This window comes from Paenibacillus jiangxiensis, assembly GCF_046098255.1.
Classification (GTDB): Bacteria; Bacillota; Bacilli; order Paenibacillales; family Paenibacillaceae; genus Paenibacillus; species Paenibacillus jiagnxiensis.
Map to the genome: position 1 here is coordinate 28,658 of NZ_JBJURI010000009.1, position 15,099 is coordinate 43,756.

The following is a 15,099-nucleotide window of genomic DNA, read 5'->3' on the forward strand; positions in this document are numbered from 1 at the left end:
AATGAAGAAAAGAGGATGATCACGATGTCAGCAGCAGGAACAAAACAGTTTTGGTTTGTCGTAGGTTCACAGCATCTTTATGGGGAAGAAGCGTTGGCGGAGGTCAAAGCACATGCCCAAACCATGACGGATGCATTAAATAACAGCGGTGTTTTGCCTTACCCACTTGTATTGCAGGATTTGGCGGTGAGTGCAGATAAAATTACAAGCATCATGAAAGAAGTCAACTATCGTGACGAGGTTGCCGGGGTCATCACCTGGATGCATACGTTCTCGCCTGCGAAAATGTGGATTCGCGGAACCAAATTGCTGCAAAAACCTCTGCTTCATCTGGCCACACAATACAATGAAAGCATCCCTTGGGCAACGATTGATATGGACTTCATGAACCTGAATCAGGCCGCTCATGGCGACCGTGAATATGGTTTTATCAATGCCCGTTTGCAGAAACAAAATAAAATTGTAGTAGGCTACTGGGAACGCCCTGAAGTGCAACAGCAAATTGCAGATTGGATGGACGTAGCCGTTGCATATAACGAAAGCTTTAACATCAAGGTCGCTCGTTTTGGTGACAACATGCGCAACGTTGGTGTTACCGAAGGGGATAAGGTGGAAGCCCAAATTCAATTTGGATGGACCGTTGATTACTTTGGGATCGGAGACCTTGTTCAATATGTGAATGCGGTTACAGATGAAGAGATCGATACTTTGTTTGCGGAATATGCGGAGCTGTATGAATTTGATTACGGTACTTACAGCAAGGAAGACTGGGAAGCCAGTGTAAAAGTACAGGCAAGCTATGAAATCGCCCTTAAGCGTTTCCTTGATGCTGGCGGTTACAATGCCTTCACATCGAATTTCGAGGATTTGCATGGCATGAAGCAGCTTCCCGGCCTTGCTGTCCAACGTTTGATGGCACAGGGATATGGCTTTGCCGGTGAAGGAGATTGGAAGACGGCAGCCCTTGATCGCTTGCTTAAAGTGATGAGCCATAACCAGAACACTGGCTTTATGGAGGATTACACCTATGAAATGGCTGCAGGTCAGGAAGCCATCCTGCAATCTCATATGCTTGAAGTTGATCCGACTTTGGCAAGCAATAAACCAAAAATTATCGTGTCTCCATTGGGGATTGGCGATCGTGAAGATCCGGCGCGCCTGGTATTTGACGGCAAGGCTGGAGACGGCGTTGTTGTTTCCATGGCTGACTTTGGCACTCATTATAAGCTCCTGATTAACGAAGTTACTGCATTTGAGCCGACGGTTCCGGCGCCCAAACTTCCGGTGGCCCGTGTGCTTTGGGAAGTGAAGCCAAACTTCCAGGATGGGGTAAAAGCTTGGATCGAAAATGGCGGCGGTCACCATACGGTGGTTTCACTGAATTTGACAACAGACCAAATTGTGACCTATGCCAAGCTTGTTAACCTGGAATATGTAGTCATTAAGTAATAAAAATATACTACGGTGACTCGAAGCTAAAAGTACAACTGAAGCAGCGAGCGCTTCGGGCGAAAATTGCAATATTTCATGTAAAAGACGAAGGAGCTGCCATGGCAGCTCCTTTCGTATTCCGGCTTCCGTTCATTTTACCTTATTTGTGCTTCCCAGTGTTCGGATAAAAGCCTCCAGATTATCTCTCAGGAATCCCGTATTACCAAGTCCGATACTGGAAATAATACCCTTGATATCGTTGGAAAAGTCCGTCAAACCGGCAGTAGAAGCATTCGCAAATCTGTTTTCGCCGAGGCTTTCCTTCAACTGCTCATTGCGGTTGGCCGTTTCCTCTCTGTACTGCTTCACCCAATCCTCGCGAGCCGCCACTTTCTTGGCAAAAGACTGAAGAATGCTGTTCCAATCCTTTCCGTTCATCACAGCTTCCTCGAGCTTGTCCAGCGTTTCCGGTTCGAATTTCCGCATCATATCGCCCAAATTGATATAGTCGTCCGGGGCCCCGACAGGTCTTTGCGGGGGTGTTTCGTAATGAACCGCTTTCGTTTCAGGATCGACGGTTCCGGTTTTGGAGATGGCTCCGATTTGCCGGATCGTGTCCATAAATTCCGCTGCTTTGTCCTCTTTCATGTAATTGTCCGCTATATACTGGGCTTGAGTGAGTCCCAACTCCAATAATGCTGCTCTTTCCTCCTCGCCGGTTACGTTTGTAATGAAATTGGATTGAATAATGCCGTACACAGCTTCTTTCACCGCTGAAGGCTGATCCTGGAGAAGGCGGTTAAGCGAATCATGGATTTGAGCAGATCCAACATAGGTGGCGGAATGATTCACGATATCGGATGCTGCCAATTGTTTGGCAGCAGGGCTGATTTCCACTGTGTCGGGGGCATGCCACAGTCCGGGAACCGTGCCTGTGACCAAGTCGGGTTTCTCGGTGTGCTTTTTCAGGTTTTCGTATAAATTCAGGCTATGCTGAGTTGAGCTGTAAATCTTCATAGAATCCTGCACCGTCCCTTTCATAATCAATATGATTTTCCTCTTCTATCCATTGTTATCGGAACATTCTTCTCAATCATTTATATTAAAAGAGCAATGAGCGGCTTTTTTTCACCGCCATTGCTCTTTTATTGTTGAATTAACCCTCGTAGATGCTATAGGCAAAATGATATACAACATCCGTGGTGATCGCGCTTGGTTGACTTGTTACCTGCGCAGCCACACCGCAGAGGTCATAATAGTGAGTGAAGCTTATTGCACCAGGCAGGAATTGGCTTATGCTGCCGGTAGAAGGGGGCAGGGATAACGTCACGGAAAATTGACCGTTGCTGCCGGTCATTGCTTTCCCGCTGCGAACCCTGTTGCCGCTGCCTTCAGACCAATAGTCGTTGACCCAGGTGACCTCGACTTCCGTATTGGCAACGGCATAGCCATCCGAGGTAGTGGCAACACCTGTTACAGTAAAGCTGTTTCCTGTAATCCGGTAGTGCCGTCCGTATGCATAGCCCGGATAATCGTTCGGGCCACCCTGGGAGTTATAGCCCGTTATTATTACTTTGTCAGCTCTTAATACCGGCTGCAGATGGAGCGAATAGTTGGTATCCGAATAGGTGTTTGTCGTATATACGCGCAGATAATAAGTGCCTGTTCCCAGTGACACATTGCCATTGTTGGAGGGGAGCAAAGCCATCCGGTTATTGCTTAAAGCGCCGTACAATTCTGCTTTGTAGCCATTGCCCACGGACGCCTGATCTAAATCAATATGCATGGTGTCATAATTTCTGCTTGCCGGAACGGTAACGGTATACCAATCCTGATCCACCTCAGAATTTATGGAGCGGCTTGCAAGAGTAGAACCTCCTGTCGCTACCGTGAGAGAATAGGCATGAAAGGCATTCTCGTCCGTCTCGTAAGCATCATAGGTTGAGCTGGTGGAGACGGTTAAATAAAACGGCTCGTTAATGCTGCCTCCAACTGCACCATGGACCTCGATCAAGTAGGCTTTTTGACCGGAAGTGGCATTCTTTGTGCCCACATTTTCGGCCAGGGTTTTCGTTCCATTGCCATAATTATTCAAGTATGTTCCGTAAATGGAGTAATCTATCGGATTCGGGTTCAACTCGCCTGTGGTCATATCAAATTCGTAGAGGTAAAGATCGTAATCAAGCTGCGCCGATGCCGGACTATCCAGTTGAACTTGAAGAATACTTCCCGGCTGTACGTAATAAGGGTATAAATAAGCGGACGAACCTTCTCGTTCGATGTAGCCCGTGTACGTATAAGTCACCGCTGTAGCGCTGATGTTGTCCGTGTATGTATAAGTCGCTTCTGCAGCGCTGATTGAGCGTGCTGCCGCAATCAGTCCGTCTTGTGATTCCAAATCTGTTGAGGAAGACTCCAAACTTGCGGATGTCTTTACTTGATGCTGCTCCAATTTAGATAAATCCATCTCAGGAGTGCCTTTGGCAAGGGTGGAAATAACCTCTTCGCTCGGCTGCTGCACCTTCTGTGCGGCAAGGGCATCAGGGATATTCCTGTCCTCCGGCGCGGGCTCGGCGGCAAACGCATTGAAGCCAAAAGCAAAGGTGAAAACCAGAGTCATAACGACAAACATAGAAAGCGTTTTCCTCATTGGCACAAAACTCCTTTCTATTCTGGAAATATATTACTTCGAGATGATTATATCCCTATTTTACTAGATTGGGAAGAGGGTCCTAGGAAGATTTCACTATTTCGTCTTATCCGCCTTTGATTTTCATATAAAGCAAAAAAGGGCACGGCCGTGAAAATGGCTGTGTCCTCTTTTGCTTTTTTGAGCCTACTAACGCGCTGGTCCTCAGGCTTCAAACAAGATTTCTCCCGTACGGGAGAAATCAAACCCTGGAATCGCCTGCAGCTCTTTTTTGAAGGTGTCGGATTGCAGAATTTGCAAGAGAGCAGGAATCCAGGTCTGACTCGACGGTGTTTTAAGCATCACAAGATCATAGCGCTCCCGGATCAAAGGAATGAATTCAATCTGCCCGACAATTGAGGCGGTTTTTTCTATGCCTACGCCAACGTCGGCTTCGCCGGAGGCGACCTTCGTCGCCACACCGAGATGGTTGGTCTGTATATTGTCATATCCGGCAAGCTGCTCAGGCTTGATACCGTGAAGTCGGAGCTGTTCGTCAAGCAATACGCGGGCCCCCGCCCCTTTTTCCCGATTCACGAATCGCAATCCTGGACGGCTTAAGTCGGACCACTGCGTAAGACCGAATGGATTTCCTTGCTGTACATACAGTCCTGCATTTCTGGAAAGCAGGTTGACGACCACATAGGAAGAACCGACAAGCAGCTTTCGGATATAGGGAAGGTTGTATTCCCCGGTATCTCCGTCCAGGAGGTGGGTACTCACGATATCTGCCTCACCTTTGTACATGGAAATCAGGCTGTCGAGGCTGCCGACAAACGAACGCAAAGGCCGAACGCCGGGGATTGCCTGTTCCATGTGCTTGGCCAAAATATCCAGACTAATGTCATGCCCGGTGATCACGATGGGGCGGTTTGCGCTGAAGGAAGCCGGCGGTTGGGCATGTACGGGTGAATGAACCTCAGCAGATGGGCCCGGTATCGGAACCATTCTTGTCCGTTGTTTGTACGCCTCCAGGTCAGCGGCATCCACCCGCATTTGCTTGCCGACCCGATATGAGGGCAGTTCCCCTTTTTTGATGAGATCATATACGGTGAGCTTTGATATTTTTAAAAGCTTGGCGATTTCTTCTGTTGTATAAGACATGTCGCTGGACATATCATGATCCTCCCGGTTAGCTGTAAAAGCTGGTTGGTTTTTGAGTCTAATTATAACACAATTGAATGAAGCCAAGCGCTGTACGTGAATCCCTGCTCGCTCAAATGTTTAAAATTTTAATGTTATATTAAAATTAGATATAAGTAGATATATTTGGTTTACAAAAGATCTTCCGAAAAAGTATAATATCCTTGTTTAGTTATAATTGGGTATCTTTTCGGAGGGGTCTTATGTTTAAAAATGTAAAGATTAGTGTGGTTTTATCGATTGTTATAGCCCTAATGTTAGTGGTGGCGGGTTGCGGTACGGCAGCGAAAGATAGTGCCGGTTCACAAGCTTTAGGCACGAATGCTCAAACGACGAATGCTCAAACCACGGAAGCGGCTGAAAGCGTTGAATTGACTGTATCAGCGGCAGCAAGCATGACAGATGCGCTGAAGGAGATTCAGCAGGCTTATGAAACGAAAAATCCGAATATCAAATTGAATTTTAACTTCGGCGCATCCGGCGCGCTGCAGCAGCAAATTGAGCAGGGAGCGCCTGCCGACTTGTTCCTGTCTGCCGCAACCAAGAACATGAAAGCACTCGTGGATAACCAACTTATTGATGCCAATCAACAGAAAAACTTATTAAGCAACGAATTGGTAGCTGTTGTTGCGGCAGATGGAAGTGCACCCGTTGCAAGCATCGCCGATTTGTCCAAGTCCGATGTGAAGAACATTGCCATTGGCATTCCTGAAAGTGTACCTGCGGGAGGCTACGCCAAAGAAGCGCTCACAAACGCGAAGCTCTGGGATTCTCTGCAGTCCAAAATGGTGCAAGGGAAAGACGTAAGACAGGTTCTTCAATATGTAGAAACAGGAAATGCAGATGCTGGGTTTGTCTATAAAACAGACGCATTAACCTCGGATAAAGTAAAAGTTGCTTTTACTGTGGATCCCAAATCCTACACACCAGTTGAATATCCGATTGGCATTGTAAAGGCGACGAAGCATAATAAAGAGGCCGAAGATTTTTACAACTATTTGCAGACCCAAGAAGCGCTTGACGTTTTTGTGAAGTACGGATTTTCCATCCCGAATTGATTGTGGCCATGATAAATTGGGAGGGATTCTGGGTACCGATTAAGCTGTCTCTGCAGGTGTCGGTGCTGTCCAGTCTAATTGTTATTGTACTTGGTGTGGCTGCCGCCTGGTGGATGTCTCGCCAAACGTTTAAAGGAAAAACAGTGGTTGAGACAGCCTTTATGCTGCCGTTGGTTCTTCCGCCTACAGTGGTAGGTTTTATCCTATTGGTCATACTGGGGCGCAAAAGCTGGTTTGGACAATGGATTGAATGGCTATTTAACGCGCCAATTATATTTACCTGGTGGGCAGCCGTGATCGCTGCGGTCGTAGTGGCTTTCCCGCTGGTGTATCAAACGATGAAGGTGGGGGTTTCTGCCGTAGATCAGGCTTTGGAAGAGGCTGCGCGCTCCACCGGAGCTAATGAATGGCAGGTGTTCAGGTACATCACGCTTCCTTTGACTTACCGTTCGATTGCTTCCGCCTATATTCTCGGATTTGCTCGCGGGCTTGGCGAGTTTGGGGCGACATTAATGATAGCGGGCAATATTCCGGGGAAAACACAGACCATTCCTACGGCCATATTTGTGGCGGTGGATGCCGGCAATATGACGATGGCATGGGCCTGGACGGGCTCCATGATGATCATTTCCTTTATCCTGCTGTTTCTGACCAGGCAGAAGGAGTAGTTCAGGATTATGTTAGAGAGGGATATTAACGTTAAGCGTGGCGTCAGTAACTTGATGCGTAGGTGCAGGCAAAAGAAGCTTTCCCCGCCGAAGGGGAAAGCTTCTTTGTGATACCGTTCTTTATTTGTCCAATGCTTCCAGTACGGCCTCGATGCCATAGGTATTGCCGAGCGGGCCGTAGCTCATGGCGAGAGCACCGTTGACGGCGTGTGTCTGCCCGCTCTTAACCGCCTTCAGGCTTTTCCAGACATCGGTCTTCTCCCACTCGTCTGTCAGGGAGGCTGCCGACGGATTGTCATCGTTGAAATAGCCCAGAATCAGATGGTCCGGGTTCAGCGCACTTAATCCTTCCATTGTCAGCTCGGCGCCTTTCGTCATCACCGGACTGTCCGGTGCCTTCAATCCGAGGCCTTTGTCATAATAGGGGGTTAAGAAGTTAGTTCCGCCCAGCCATACGGCGTTGTTCCGCACCTGAAGGAATGCGACCGTTCCCTTGACATCGGCCAGCTTCTCCCTGGCGTCTTGCAGCTTGGCTTGATAACCGGTGATGAACTGCTCCGCGACATCCTCCTGCCCTAATATTTCTCCGAACATCGTGACCAGCGCCGGCCAATTGCTCCATACGTCGGTGTATGCTTCATCAATGACAACGGTTGTCGCAATTTTCTCCAACTGATCCGTCAACTGGGCATTGGTCGCATTGCCTGCAATGATGAGGTCTGGCGCATATTCCAGTAGTGCCTCCATGTTGACAGTCGTGTTCTCACCAACGATAGCAAGTTCTTCGTGCTTGTCGACGTATGGCTTATACGTGTCGGTACCGAGGGAAGAGTCGTTCTTCGTGAACGGCAGCGCGAGGCCGACCGACTTCAAATCGAACAGCAGGATGGAATCGACGTATCCCCAATGAACGACGGCGACACGCTTCGGCTTCTTCTTAATGACGATGCTGCCGTTGGCCGCTTCGATCGTGCGCGGGAATGCAGTGGAACCCGCTGCTTCTTGCCCGGCCGTGTTTGGCGGCGGGCTGGACGTTTTTCCATCAGCAGATTGCGTATTGCTTGAGCAGGCGCTCAGAAGCAGCAGCAAGCTGATCATGCCAGTAAAAAAGACAGACCACGATGGGGTGTGACGAACTTTCATAGTTGTGTGCCCTCTCTCTATTTTTGGAAGATGATAATCGTTATCAATTACATTCTTCATAGTATCATCACACGCATCCAATGAGAATGAAGAGATTCCTGAACGATGATGGACAATTTCACGCGACAGACTGTATCGTACGGGCAAGATGACATTGCCGCAGTTCATGTTTCTGTGCTGTTGAGGTCTACTTGACTGGGTGCAACCCCTTTATATTTTTTGAACAATCTGCTGAAATAGTACGGGTCGGAATATCCAATGCTCTTGGCAACAGCGGCTACGGAAAATTGCTTTGTTAACAGCCACTCGTGTGCCTTATTCATCCGGTAATGGATCAGATATTCAATGGGGCCTGTTCCGGTATATTTGGTGAACAGATAGGAGAAGTATTTGGGCTTTAATTGGTAACGTTCGGCAAGCTTGGTCAGTGTCAGCGGCTCGGCAAAATGAGACTGAATGTACCGGATGGCGTCCTCAATAACGGGATAGCTGTCCTTGTTTTGGTGGTAGCGCTCCGCTTGCAGCACTTTGGTGATAAGCTGATAAAATAGCGAGCGTTGCTTCAGCTTGTCCATCGAATCAGGTGAGGAAGCGGCGTTCAGCAGCAGCTCCACCAGCCTCAGCAGCTCCGGATCTAGTGTTATCTCCATAAAGGAAATGTCTCCTGGCCGCCGATAACCCTTCTTTTCGTCAACCCCGCCCGGCAGGTAATGAGTCAGGCAGTACCGGAAGCCATGTGCACCCGAAATAACCTGCAGCCGTCTGCCTGCTCCTCCGATCAGGATGCGGCCGGGCTTCATCATGTAATGCTCCACTTCGTCGAAGACGAATGTGGCTTCCCCCTCGAGCGGGACGATGACAGCGCATTTGGCGGTAGGCTTATGAACATGTCCGCTATAGATGCGGTTGCACTCCAGCTGTGTACGGTACACACCAAACAGTTGAAGGGGTGTAGTGGCAAAATATTGTGCAAGTTCCTCATAGGTCCGCGACATCCGGAGAGCCTCCCAATCCATTGCTTCTAAATGAGATTCATTATCAATAACAGGTTACGAAGCCATTATAGAAAAAATACCCCTCCACTGCAATACAAACGGCTTTGCTGTCGACTGCTTATCTGGCAACAGACATGTCGCAAAAAAAATTATAACTATGACAGCGATTGTCACTATTAGAGATTAAGATTGGTGTTAGCAAGGCTAAACTATGTTTTGACACTGAACATATAAAAAACGAGGGGATGATTGGATGTATACGACAGTTGAGGGTTTTATCACAGAATGGAAGAACGAGGCCGCATTAACCCGGAAAGTTTTAGACAGTTTGACAAATGAGGCGCTGCAGCAGCAAGTATATCCCGAAGGCCGGACGCTGGGAAGAATTGCATGGCATTTTGTAACGAATATCCCGGATTATTTGACTGAGTTCGGACTTTCGATAGATAAGGTCCCGAATCCGGGCGAGGTGCCCTCTGCGAAGGAAATCGCGGAAACCTTTCAAACGGTAAGCGCTAATGTTGTGAACGCTCTTAAAGAGCAATGGACGGATGATTCTTTGGTGCAAATACAAAATGCATTCGGCAGAATGGAGTCGAATGCCACGATCTTGATGGGATTGATCAAACACATTGTTCACCATCGCGGACAGGTTACCGTTCTTATGCGCCAAGCGGGGCTGCCAGTGCCTGCAGTATACGGCCCTGCGAAGGAAGGCTGGATACACCTTGGGGTACAAACGCCTCCGCTTTGAAAATGTATAAGAAGAATCGTATTAACAGTCATTCTATTAACGCGTACGATGATAATAGGAAAAAAGGAGCAGGAACCGGAAAACGGTTCCTTTTTTGTTTGAAAACCGGAAGTTATTTTTTGCTAATTTGTTGCTTTGCTGTAAACCATTTTTAACTGGTTTGAGATCAATGGTATAGTGTACTTAGATATAATGAGAAATGGTTGGTTCGGGCGCGAGGGGCCTGAACAGGATTACCCGAAGAGAGGATAAGAATAATGAGTGGCATCATAGACAGAACTCCATGGATGGAGAAAAGAGAGAAGTCAACGCAGACGAGCATTTTCACCGGATTATCGGGAGTGATTATACATAAAGGGCGGTTAATTTATGACTAAGCCGCTCAAGCCTCATCGTTATATGCCGGGATTGGATGGATTGCGGGCATTTGCGGTGCTGGCTGTTGTAATCTATCATCTGAACACGGACTGGGCGCCTGGCGGGCTGCTTGGTGTAGGGATATTCTTTGTATTGTCCGGCTACCTGATCACGGATATTCTGGCTGGTCAGTGGGAACGCAATCGGCGGTTTGATATGGCTGACTTTTGGGTGCGGCGTGCCCGCCGTCTGCTTCCGGCCATGTTCGTCATGGTGGCGGTTGTATCGCTGTGGTGCCTGATCGGGGACCATTCCAGATTGTCAGCGCTTGGCGGAGACATACCGGCAGCCCTGTTATATGTTAGCAACTGGTGGTTTATTTTTCATAAAGTATCGTACTTTGAGAGCTTTGGGCCGGCATCACCGCTCGGACATCTGTGGTCGCTGGCCGTCGAAGAACAGTTCTACCTGATCTGGCCGTTCCTGCTGCTGCTCGGCCTGAAGTTCCTGTCGAAGCGGGGGCAGCTGTCGGTCTGGATTCTCAGCCTGTCGCTGATCTCGGCGCTGCTTATGGCCTTACTGTACATACCGGGCGAGGATCCAAGCCGTGTCTATTACGGCACCGATACGCGAATCTTTGCACTGCTGGTCGGAGCGGCGCTGGCGGTTGTCTGGCCAAGCAGGAAGCTTAAGACCCAGGTGTCGCCACCGGCGCTGACTTTCCTGGATACGGCAGGAGCGCTTTCCCTGCTGCTGCTTATCTGGCTGGTATGGCATACGAATGAATACCAGACCTTCCTGTACCGCGGCGGCATGCTGATCATCGCCATCATTACCGCGCTGCTGATCGCGGTGCTCGCCCATCCGGCGAGCCGTCTGGCCGCTATCATTGGCTGCAGGCCGCTGCGCTGGCTGGGCAAGAGATCGTATGGACTATATTTATGGCATTATCCGGTCATTATACTTAGTACACCGCAGGTAAATACGGACGATCCGTCCATCCTGAAGGCTGTCATCCAGGTTGCCGTCAGCCTGGCGCTGGCTGAGCTGTCCTGGCGGTATGTCGAGCAGCCGATCCGGCAGAAGGGCTTTCGCCATGTGCTGCAGCGTACATATAAGAAGCGCGCGACACGTTTCTGGTTGTACGGCGGCGTGGCAGCACTGGTATTCATTCTGTTCTCGGCGACTCTTGGTCATGCACTGACGGTAAGAGGACAGGATAGGGATGTACCGACGGATTCTTCCGCAAAACCCGTCATTTCTACGTCCCCGACGAATGTGTCGCATGAAACGACTGCACAGAATAAAGATCATGTCACCGAAGCGGCGGGCAAGAAGGATACCTCTGACGGCAAGCAGGATTATACGGACAAAAAGGACACAGACTCAGATTCATCCGGTTCCAAAGCTTCTTCATCCGGCGGAGCAGGCACGAAGGATCCGGCAAGCGTGAAGGATCCAGCAGACACAACACATCCAGGCGGCACAGCTGCAGATTCCGGCTCAGCGGACAATCGGAAGAAGCTCAGCAGGATCATTTCCGGCAAAGGCGTTACCGCTATCGGAGACTCGGTTATGCTGGATATCGAGCCATACCTTCGCCAGACGATGCCAGGCATTATCATTGACGGCAAGGTAGGCAGGCAGATGAATGAAGCCTCCGCAGTTATTCGGCAGCTGAGCAGCAATGGACAGCTCGGTTCCAAGGTGATTGTTGAGCTGGGTACAAATGGCTCCTTCACAAAGGAACAGCTGGATGACCTGCTGTCCAAGCTGAGCAGCGCCAAGAAAATTATTCTCGTGAACACCCGTGTGCCCCGCCCATGGGAAAGCATTGTCAACAGTGCGCTGAACACCGCTGCCGCAGAGGACCCCCGCGTAACGGTGGTCGACTGGTACAGCGCAAGCAAAGGACAGGATGCCTTCTTCGCCAGTGATGGTGTGCATTTGAATCCGTCTGGAGCAAAAGCATATGCGACCCTGGTGGCGAACGTAGTGGCTGGTAAGTAATGGACATTATAATGCTCTATCATTCCCTGAGTCTTCCTGCCGATATCGGCAAAGGGCTCAGGGCTTTTTTTGCTCCAATAGAGGCTGCGAGTAAACGTGTGAGGCTGATCTATCGGTCAATCGAATAGCGCAGTTGAACGACTCCACCGCCCAGAGGTTTGCAGTCCAACAATTGAACTTGCTTATATCCGTAGTTGTTTTGGTCGATTAAAAGATTCAGCCCTTTGCCCTCGAGCACAGGAGCCACATTAAATATCACTTCGTCTACAAGTCCCTGGTTTAGAAAGGAGTTATGGATATCCGCTCCGCCGCTGATAAGAGCGGTCTGATGGCCTTTTTGCTGCAAGTAATTCAAGGCTTCCTGAGGAGACCTTACGACCGTTGCACCCGGAATGTCATGGATGCTGTTGGATATGACAACGATATCCATCCCGGCGAAAGGTCCATCCGCGTTGGCCTGTTCCTCCTGGGAGACTCTGCCGGGGGCTTGCATCTGCTCAAACGTTCTGCGTCCGACAATGAAATTTCCCGCAGCTTTGGCATGTGCCGCGAAGTCGTCCAGCGCTTCTTTTTTAGGCGGGTTATCAGGGGTGGACTGCGCATAATTGCCGTTGGCGGTTAAAGTTGCCCATAATATAGTTTTCATAATCATATTCCTCCTTGTGTTCTGTTCAATATTTTTCGGATGGATGCGGCCACCCGGTTCGGGCTAGCCCCCCATCTCTCGATTTACATAATAATTGAGCTGTGGTACATTTGAAAAGTAGTTACAAAAAAGTGCAATAGTTTCAAAAAATGAACTACGGAGTGATCGCTATGATGGACCGATCCTGTCCTGGTACCGTTGAACCTATCCTGGAGATTCTGGACGGCAAATGGACGCTTCTTCTTTTATTCGAATTGTTTAACGGGACCCGGCGTTTTGGAGAGCTGCGCCGCAAGCTGCAGCCCATTAGTCCGAAAACTTTGACAGATCGGTTGCGGATGCTGGAGGAGAAGGGAATCGTCACTCGTACTCTTTATCCTGGCGTACCGCTGCATGTGGAATATGAGCTTACCGAATCCGGGCAGGGTTTGCAGCCGATATTTGAGGCCATGTGGACGTGGACTCAGGAGCACGGCGCATACCTAAAGGAAGATAGGAACGAGACGGGCGAAGAAGTGGAAAAGGTTAGCCAGTGAATCCGTTTTTATAAAATAAGGGGCAGTCCATAAGCCATTTTCAATGACTTATGGGACTGCCCCTCTTTTTAGATTGGAGAATATATAAGTTTTCAGTAAAGCCGAAGCATTCTTCTTATATCGCAAGAAAAACTTCCACTAGCACGGTCTGCCTTCTGTGTGAATACCGTCGACAGACGCCTTTCTTCTTACGCCCGGCTCCCCTTACGGCTGATGTTCAGCCACTGGTATACCCCAGCAGCCAGTACGGAGCCGACAAGCGGTGCGATAAGGAACACCCACACTTGGGATAAAGCTGTCCCGCCAACCAGCAGCGCCGGTGCCAGGCTTCTTGCAGGGTTGACGGATGTTCCCGTTAAGCCAATGCCCAAAATATGTACAAAAGCAAGCGTCAGCCCGATCACCAGGCCGGTTATGTTTCCATTGCTCTCATTGGATGTCACACCGAGGATTGTATAAATAAATACGAAGGTCAACACAACTTCGACGATGACGGCCATCAGCGCTGAAATCCCGATCCCGTAGCCAGGACCGAAACCATTTTGGCCGAGCCCCGTTGTGGGCATGCCCGCAGAGACGAAGATGGCGTACAGAATGGCAGAGCCTGCAATAGCACCGGCGATTTGCGCAACAACGTATCCGATGAAGTCGGCACCTGTGAGTTTACGGTTAATAAGCATGGCGAGTGAAACCGCCGGATTAATATGGCACCCCGAAATCGGACCGATCACGTAGGCCATGGCTACAATGGACAGCCCGAATGCCAAGGCGATTCCCAAATTTCCGAGATCCCCTCCCGCCGTAGCGGCACTGCCGCAGCCGAACAGAACAAGCACGAATGTTCCAATGAATTCGGCTGCATACTTTTTGAACGAAGAATTCATAACTACCTCCTAAAAAAATATCAATCAATTCCATTATAAACGAAGGAAATCGACAAAAACTGAACAAAAAGTTGGAATTTTCGTAAAAAGAGGGGAATCATCCGGAGAACTTTTTTGCGCAACAATGTACGACCTGGAGATGATTTTAGGACCATACTATAAATGACAGCGAAATATTATAGGGACTCACCTTGTGAGCCGTATCATAAAAAGAAAGGGGCGTTGCCGCCCCTCTTCGTGCATCTGGATAAAACGAAAACTCATGTATTACGTCGGCTTGCCATTGAGTGTCGGCGGATCCTCTTGTTTCATTTCCGGGCCGAACTCGTCGTCCACTGCGCCGGGATTACCATCCTGATTCCATGCGTCAAGCATCATGAAGGCGCCGCTCCGTCCTTCATCTGTCGAATCTTTAGCACGAGCTTGTTCGAGCTGCTTTTTTCTTTTCTCGTTCTCGTTCATCGATTTACCTCCTTTGGATTCGTGCGTCTTTAGCAGTGTTCCCAAAAGATAGCTGATTCATTTAGTCGAAGGAGTCCCCTCACAAAGGATAGTAGGTAATCTTGATTATTAAAAAACGAGCATCGTCAGGATTGAAACGGATGAAGGTTTTACAGGATACGGAGAAGGCAGCAATGTAACCTTTGTGGCCCGTGAACCGGTCGACACGATAGTCCAAGCTACTTCAAACTCAAGCAAATCAGATCATTTACCTCTACTCAAATTGTTGAAGTGCTTTCTTCCCTTTTTTTATGAGAACATCGAAATACCATGTAACGGGAATT

14 protein-coding genes are annotated in these 15,099 nt (G+C 49.0%); 6 read left to right on the plus strand and 8 right to left on the minus strand.

Features of this window, described 5'->3' with window-relative positions; all coding sequences use genetic code 11:
• Positions 1-24: 24 nt before the first annotated feature.
• Complete coding sequence (araA, locus tag ACI1P2_RS10805; protein ID WP_355319573.1) at positions 25-1,449, plus strand: L-arabinose isomerase; 1,425 nt, start codon at positions 25-27, stop codon at positions 1,447-1,449.
• Positions 1,450-1,581: 132 nt separating this feature from the next.
• Here araA and ACI1P2_RS10810 read toward each other — a convergent pair whose 3' ends face one another.
• The 3 genes from ACI1P2_RS10810 to ACI1P2_RS10820 all read right to left on the minus strand — a co-directional run bounded on the left by ACI1P2_RS10810 (position 1,582) and on the right by ACI1P2_RS10820 (position 5,236).
• Entirely contained in the window at positions 1,582-2,472 is an 891-nt protein-coding gene (locus tag ACI1P2_RS10810) for a hypothetical protein (protein WP_408976202.1), read from the minus strand.
• A gap of 115 nt (positions 2,473-2,587) precedes the next feature.
• Complete coding sequence (locus ACI1P2_RS10815; protein ID WP_355319577.1) at positions 2,588-4,081, minus strand: hypothetical protein; 1,494 nt, start codon at positions 4,079-4,081, stop codon at positions 2,588-2,590.
• 204 nt (positions 4,082-4,285) lie between these two features.
• Positions 4,286-5,236, minus strand: a complete 951-nt coding sequence (locus ACI1P2_RS10820; RefSeq protein ID WP_355319578.1) for a helix-turn-helix transcriptional regulator — start codon at positions 5,234-5,236, stop codon at positions 4,286-4,288.
• Between the two features lie 230 nt (positions 5,237-5,466).
• On the opposite strand from ACI1P2_RS10820, the gene modA reads away from it, so the two are divergent.
• Both modA and modB read left to right on the plus strand, forming a co-directional pair.
• On the plus strand, positions 5,467-6,321 hold the full coding sequence (gene modA, locus ACI1P2_RS10825; RefSeq protein ID WP_355319579.1) for a molybdate ABC transporter substrate-binding protein: 855 nt from the start codon (positions 5,467-5,469) through the stop codon (positions 6,319-6,321).
• 8 nt (positions 6,322-6,329) lie between these two features.
• Positions 6,330-6,989, plus strand: a complete 660-nt coding sequence (gene modB, locus ACI1P2_RS10830) for a molybdate ABC transporter permease subunit (RefSeq protein ID WP_355319581.1) — start codon at positions 6,330-6,332, stop codon at positions 6,987-6,989.
• 120 nt (positions 6,990-7,109) lie between these two features.
• Here the strand turns inward: modB and ACI1P2_RS10835 are convergent, their stop codons facing one another.
• Both ACI1P2_RS10835 and ACI1P2_RS10840 read right to left on the minus strand, forming a co-directional pair.
• Positions 7,110-8,132 carry an ABC transporter substrate-binding protein gene (locus tag ACI1P2_RS10835; protein ID WP_355319583.1) on the minus strand — a complete coding sequence of 341 codons (1,023 nt, stop codon included), beginning with the start codon at positions 8,130-8,132 and terminating at the stop codon, positions 7,110-7,112.
• 164 nt (positions 8,133-8,296) lie between these two features.
• Positions 8,297-9,127: a helix-turn-helix transcriptional regulator gene (locus ACI1P2_RS10840; protein WP_355319585.1), complete on the minus strand. Its 831-nt coding sequence runs from the start codon at positions 9,125-9,127 to the stop codon at positions 8,297-8,299.
• 253 nt (positions 9,128-9,380) lie between these two features.
• Here ACI1P2_RS10840 and ACI1P2_RS10845 point away from each other — a divergent pair, with 253 nt between their 5' ends.
• Entirely contained in the window at positions 9,381-9,881 is a 501-nt protein-coding gene (locus tag ACI1P2_RS10845) for a DinB family protein (RefSeq protein WP_355319587.1), read from the plus strand.
• Between the two features lie 369 nt (positions 9,882-10,250).
• Positions 10,251-12,248 (plus strand): acyltransferase family protein, encoded by a 1,998-nt coding sequence (locus tag ACI1P2_RS10850; RefSeq protein WP_355319589.1) that lies wholly within the window; start codon positions 10,251-10,253, stop codon positions 12,246-12,248.
• A 109-nt stretch (positions 12,249-12,357) separates the two neighbouring features.
• On the opposite strand, the gene ACI1P2_RS10855 is transcribed toward ACI1P2_RS10850, so the two are convergent.
• Complete coding sequence (locus ACI1P2_RS10855; RefSeq protein ID WP_355319591.1) at positions 12,358-12,894, minus strand: dihydrofolate reductase family protein; 537 nt, start codon at positions 12,892-12,894, stop codon at positions 12,358-12,360.
• Between the two features lie 170 nt (positions 12,895-13,064).
• Between ACI1P2_RS10855 and ACI1P2_RS10860 the strand changes: the two genes are divergently transcribed.
• On the plus strand, positions 13,065-13,430 hold the full coding sequence (locus ACI1P2_RS10860; protein ID WP_355319829.1) for a winged helix-turn-helix transcriptional regulator: 366 nt from the start codon (positions 13,065-13,067) through the stop codon (positions 13,428-13,430).
• Positions 13,431-13,618: 188 nt separating this feature from the next.
• On the opposite strand, the gene ACI1P2_RS10865 is transcribed toward ACI1P2_RS10860, so the two are convergent.
• Positions 13,619-14,314 (minus strand): MIP/aquaporin family protein, encoded by a 696-nt coding sequence (locus tag ACI1P2_RS10865; protein ID WP_355319593.1) that lies wholly within the window; start codon positions 14,312-14,314, stop codon positions 13,619-13,621.
• Between the two features lie 267 nt (positions 14,315-14,581).
• Entirely contained in the window at positions 14,582-14,776 is a 195-nt protein-coding gene (locus tag ACI1P2_RS10870) for a hypothetical protein (RefSeq protein ID WP_355319595.1), read from the minus strand.
• Positions 14,777-15,099 lie beyond the last annotated feature (323 nt).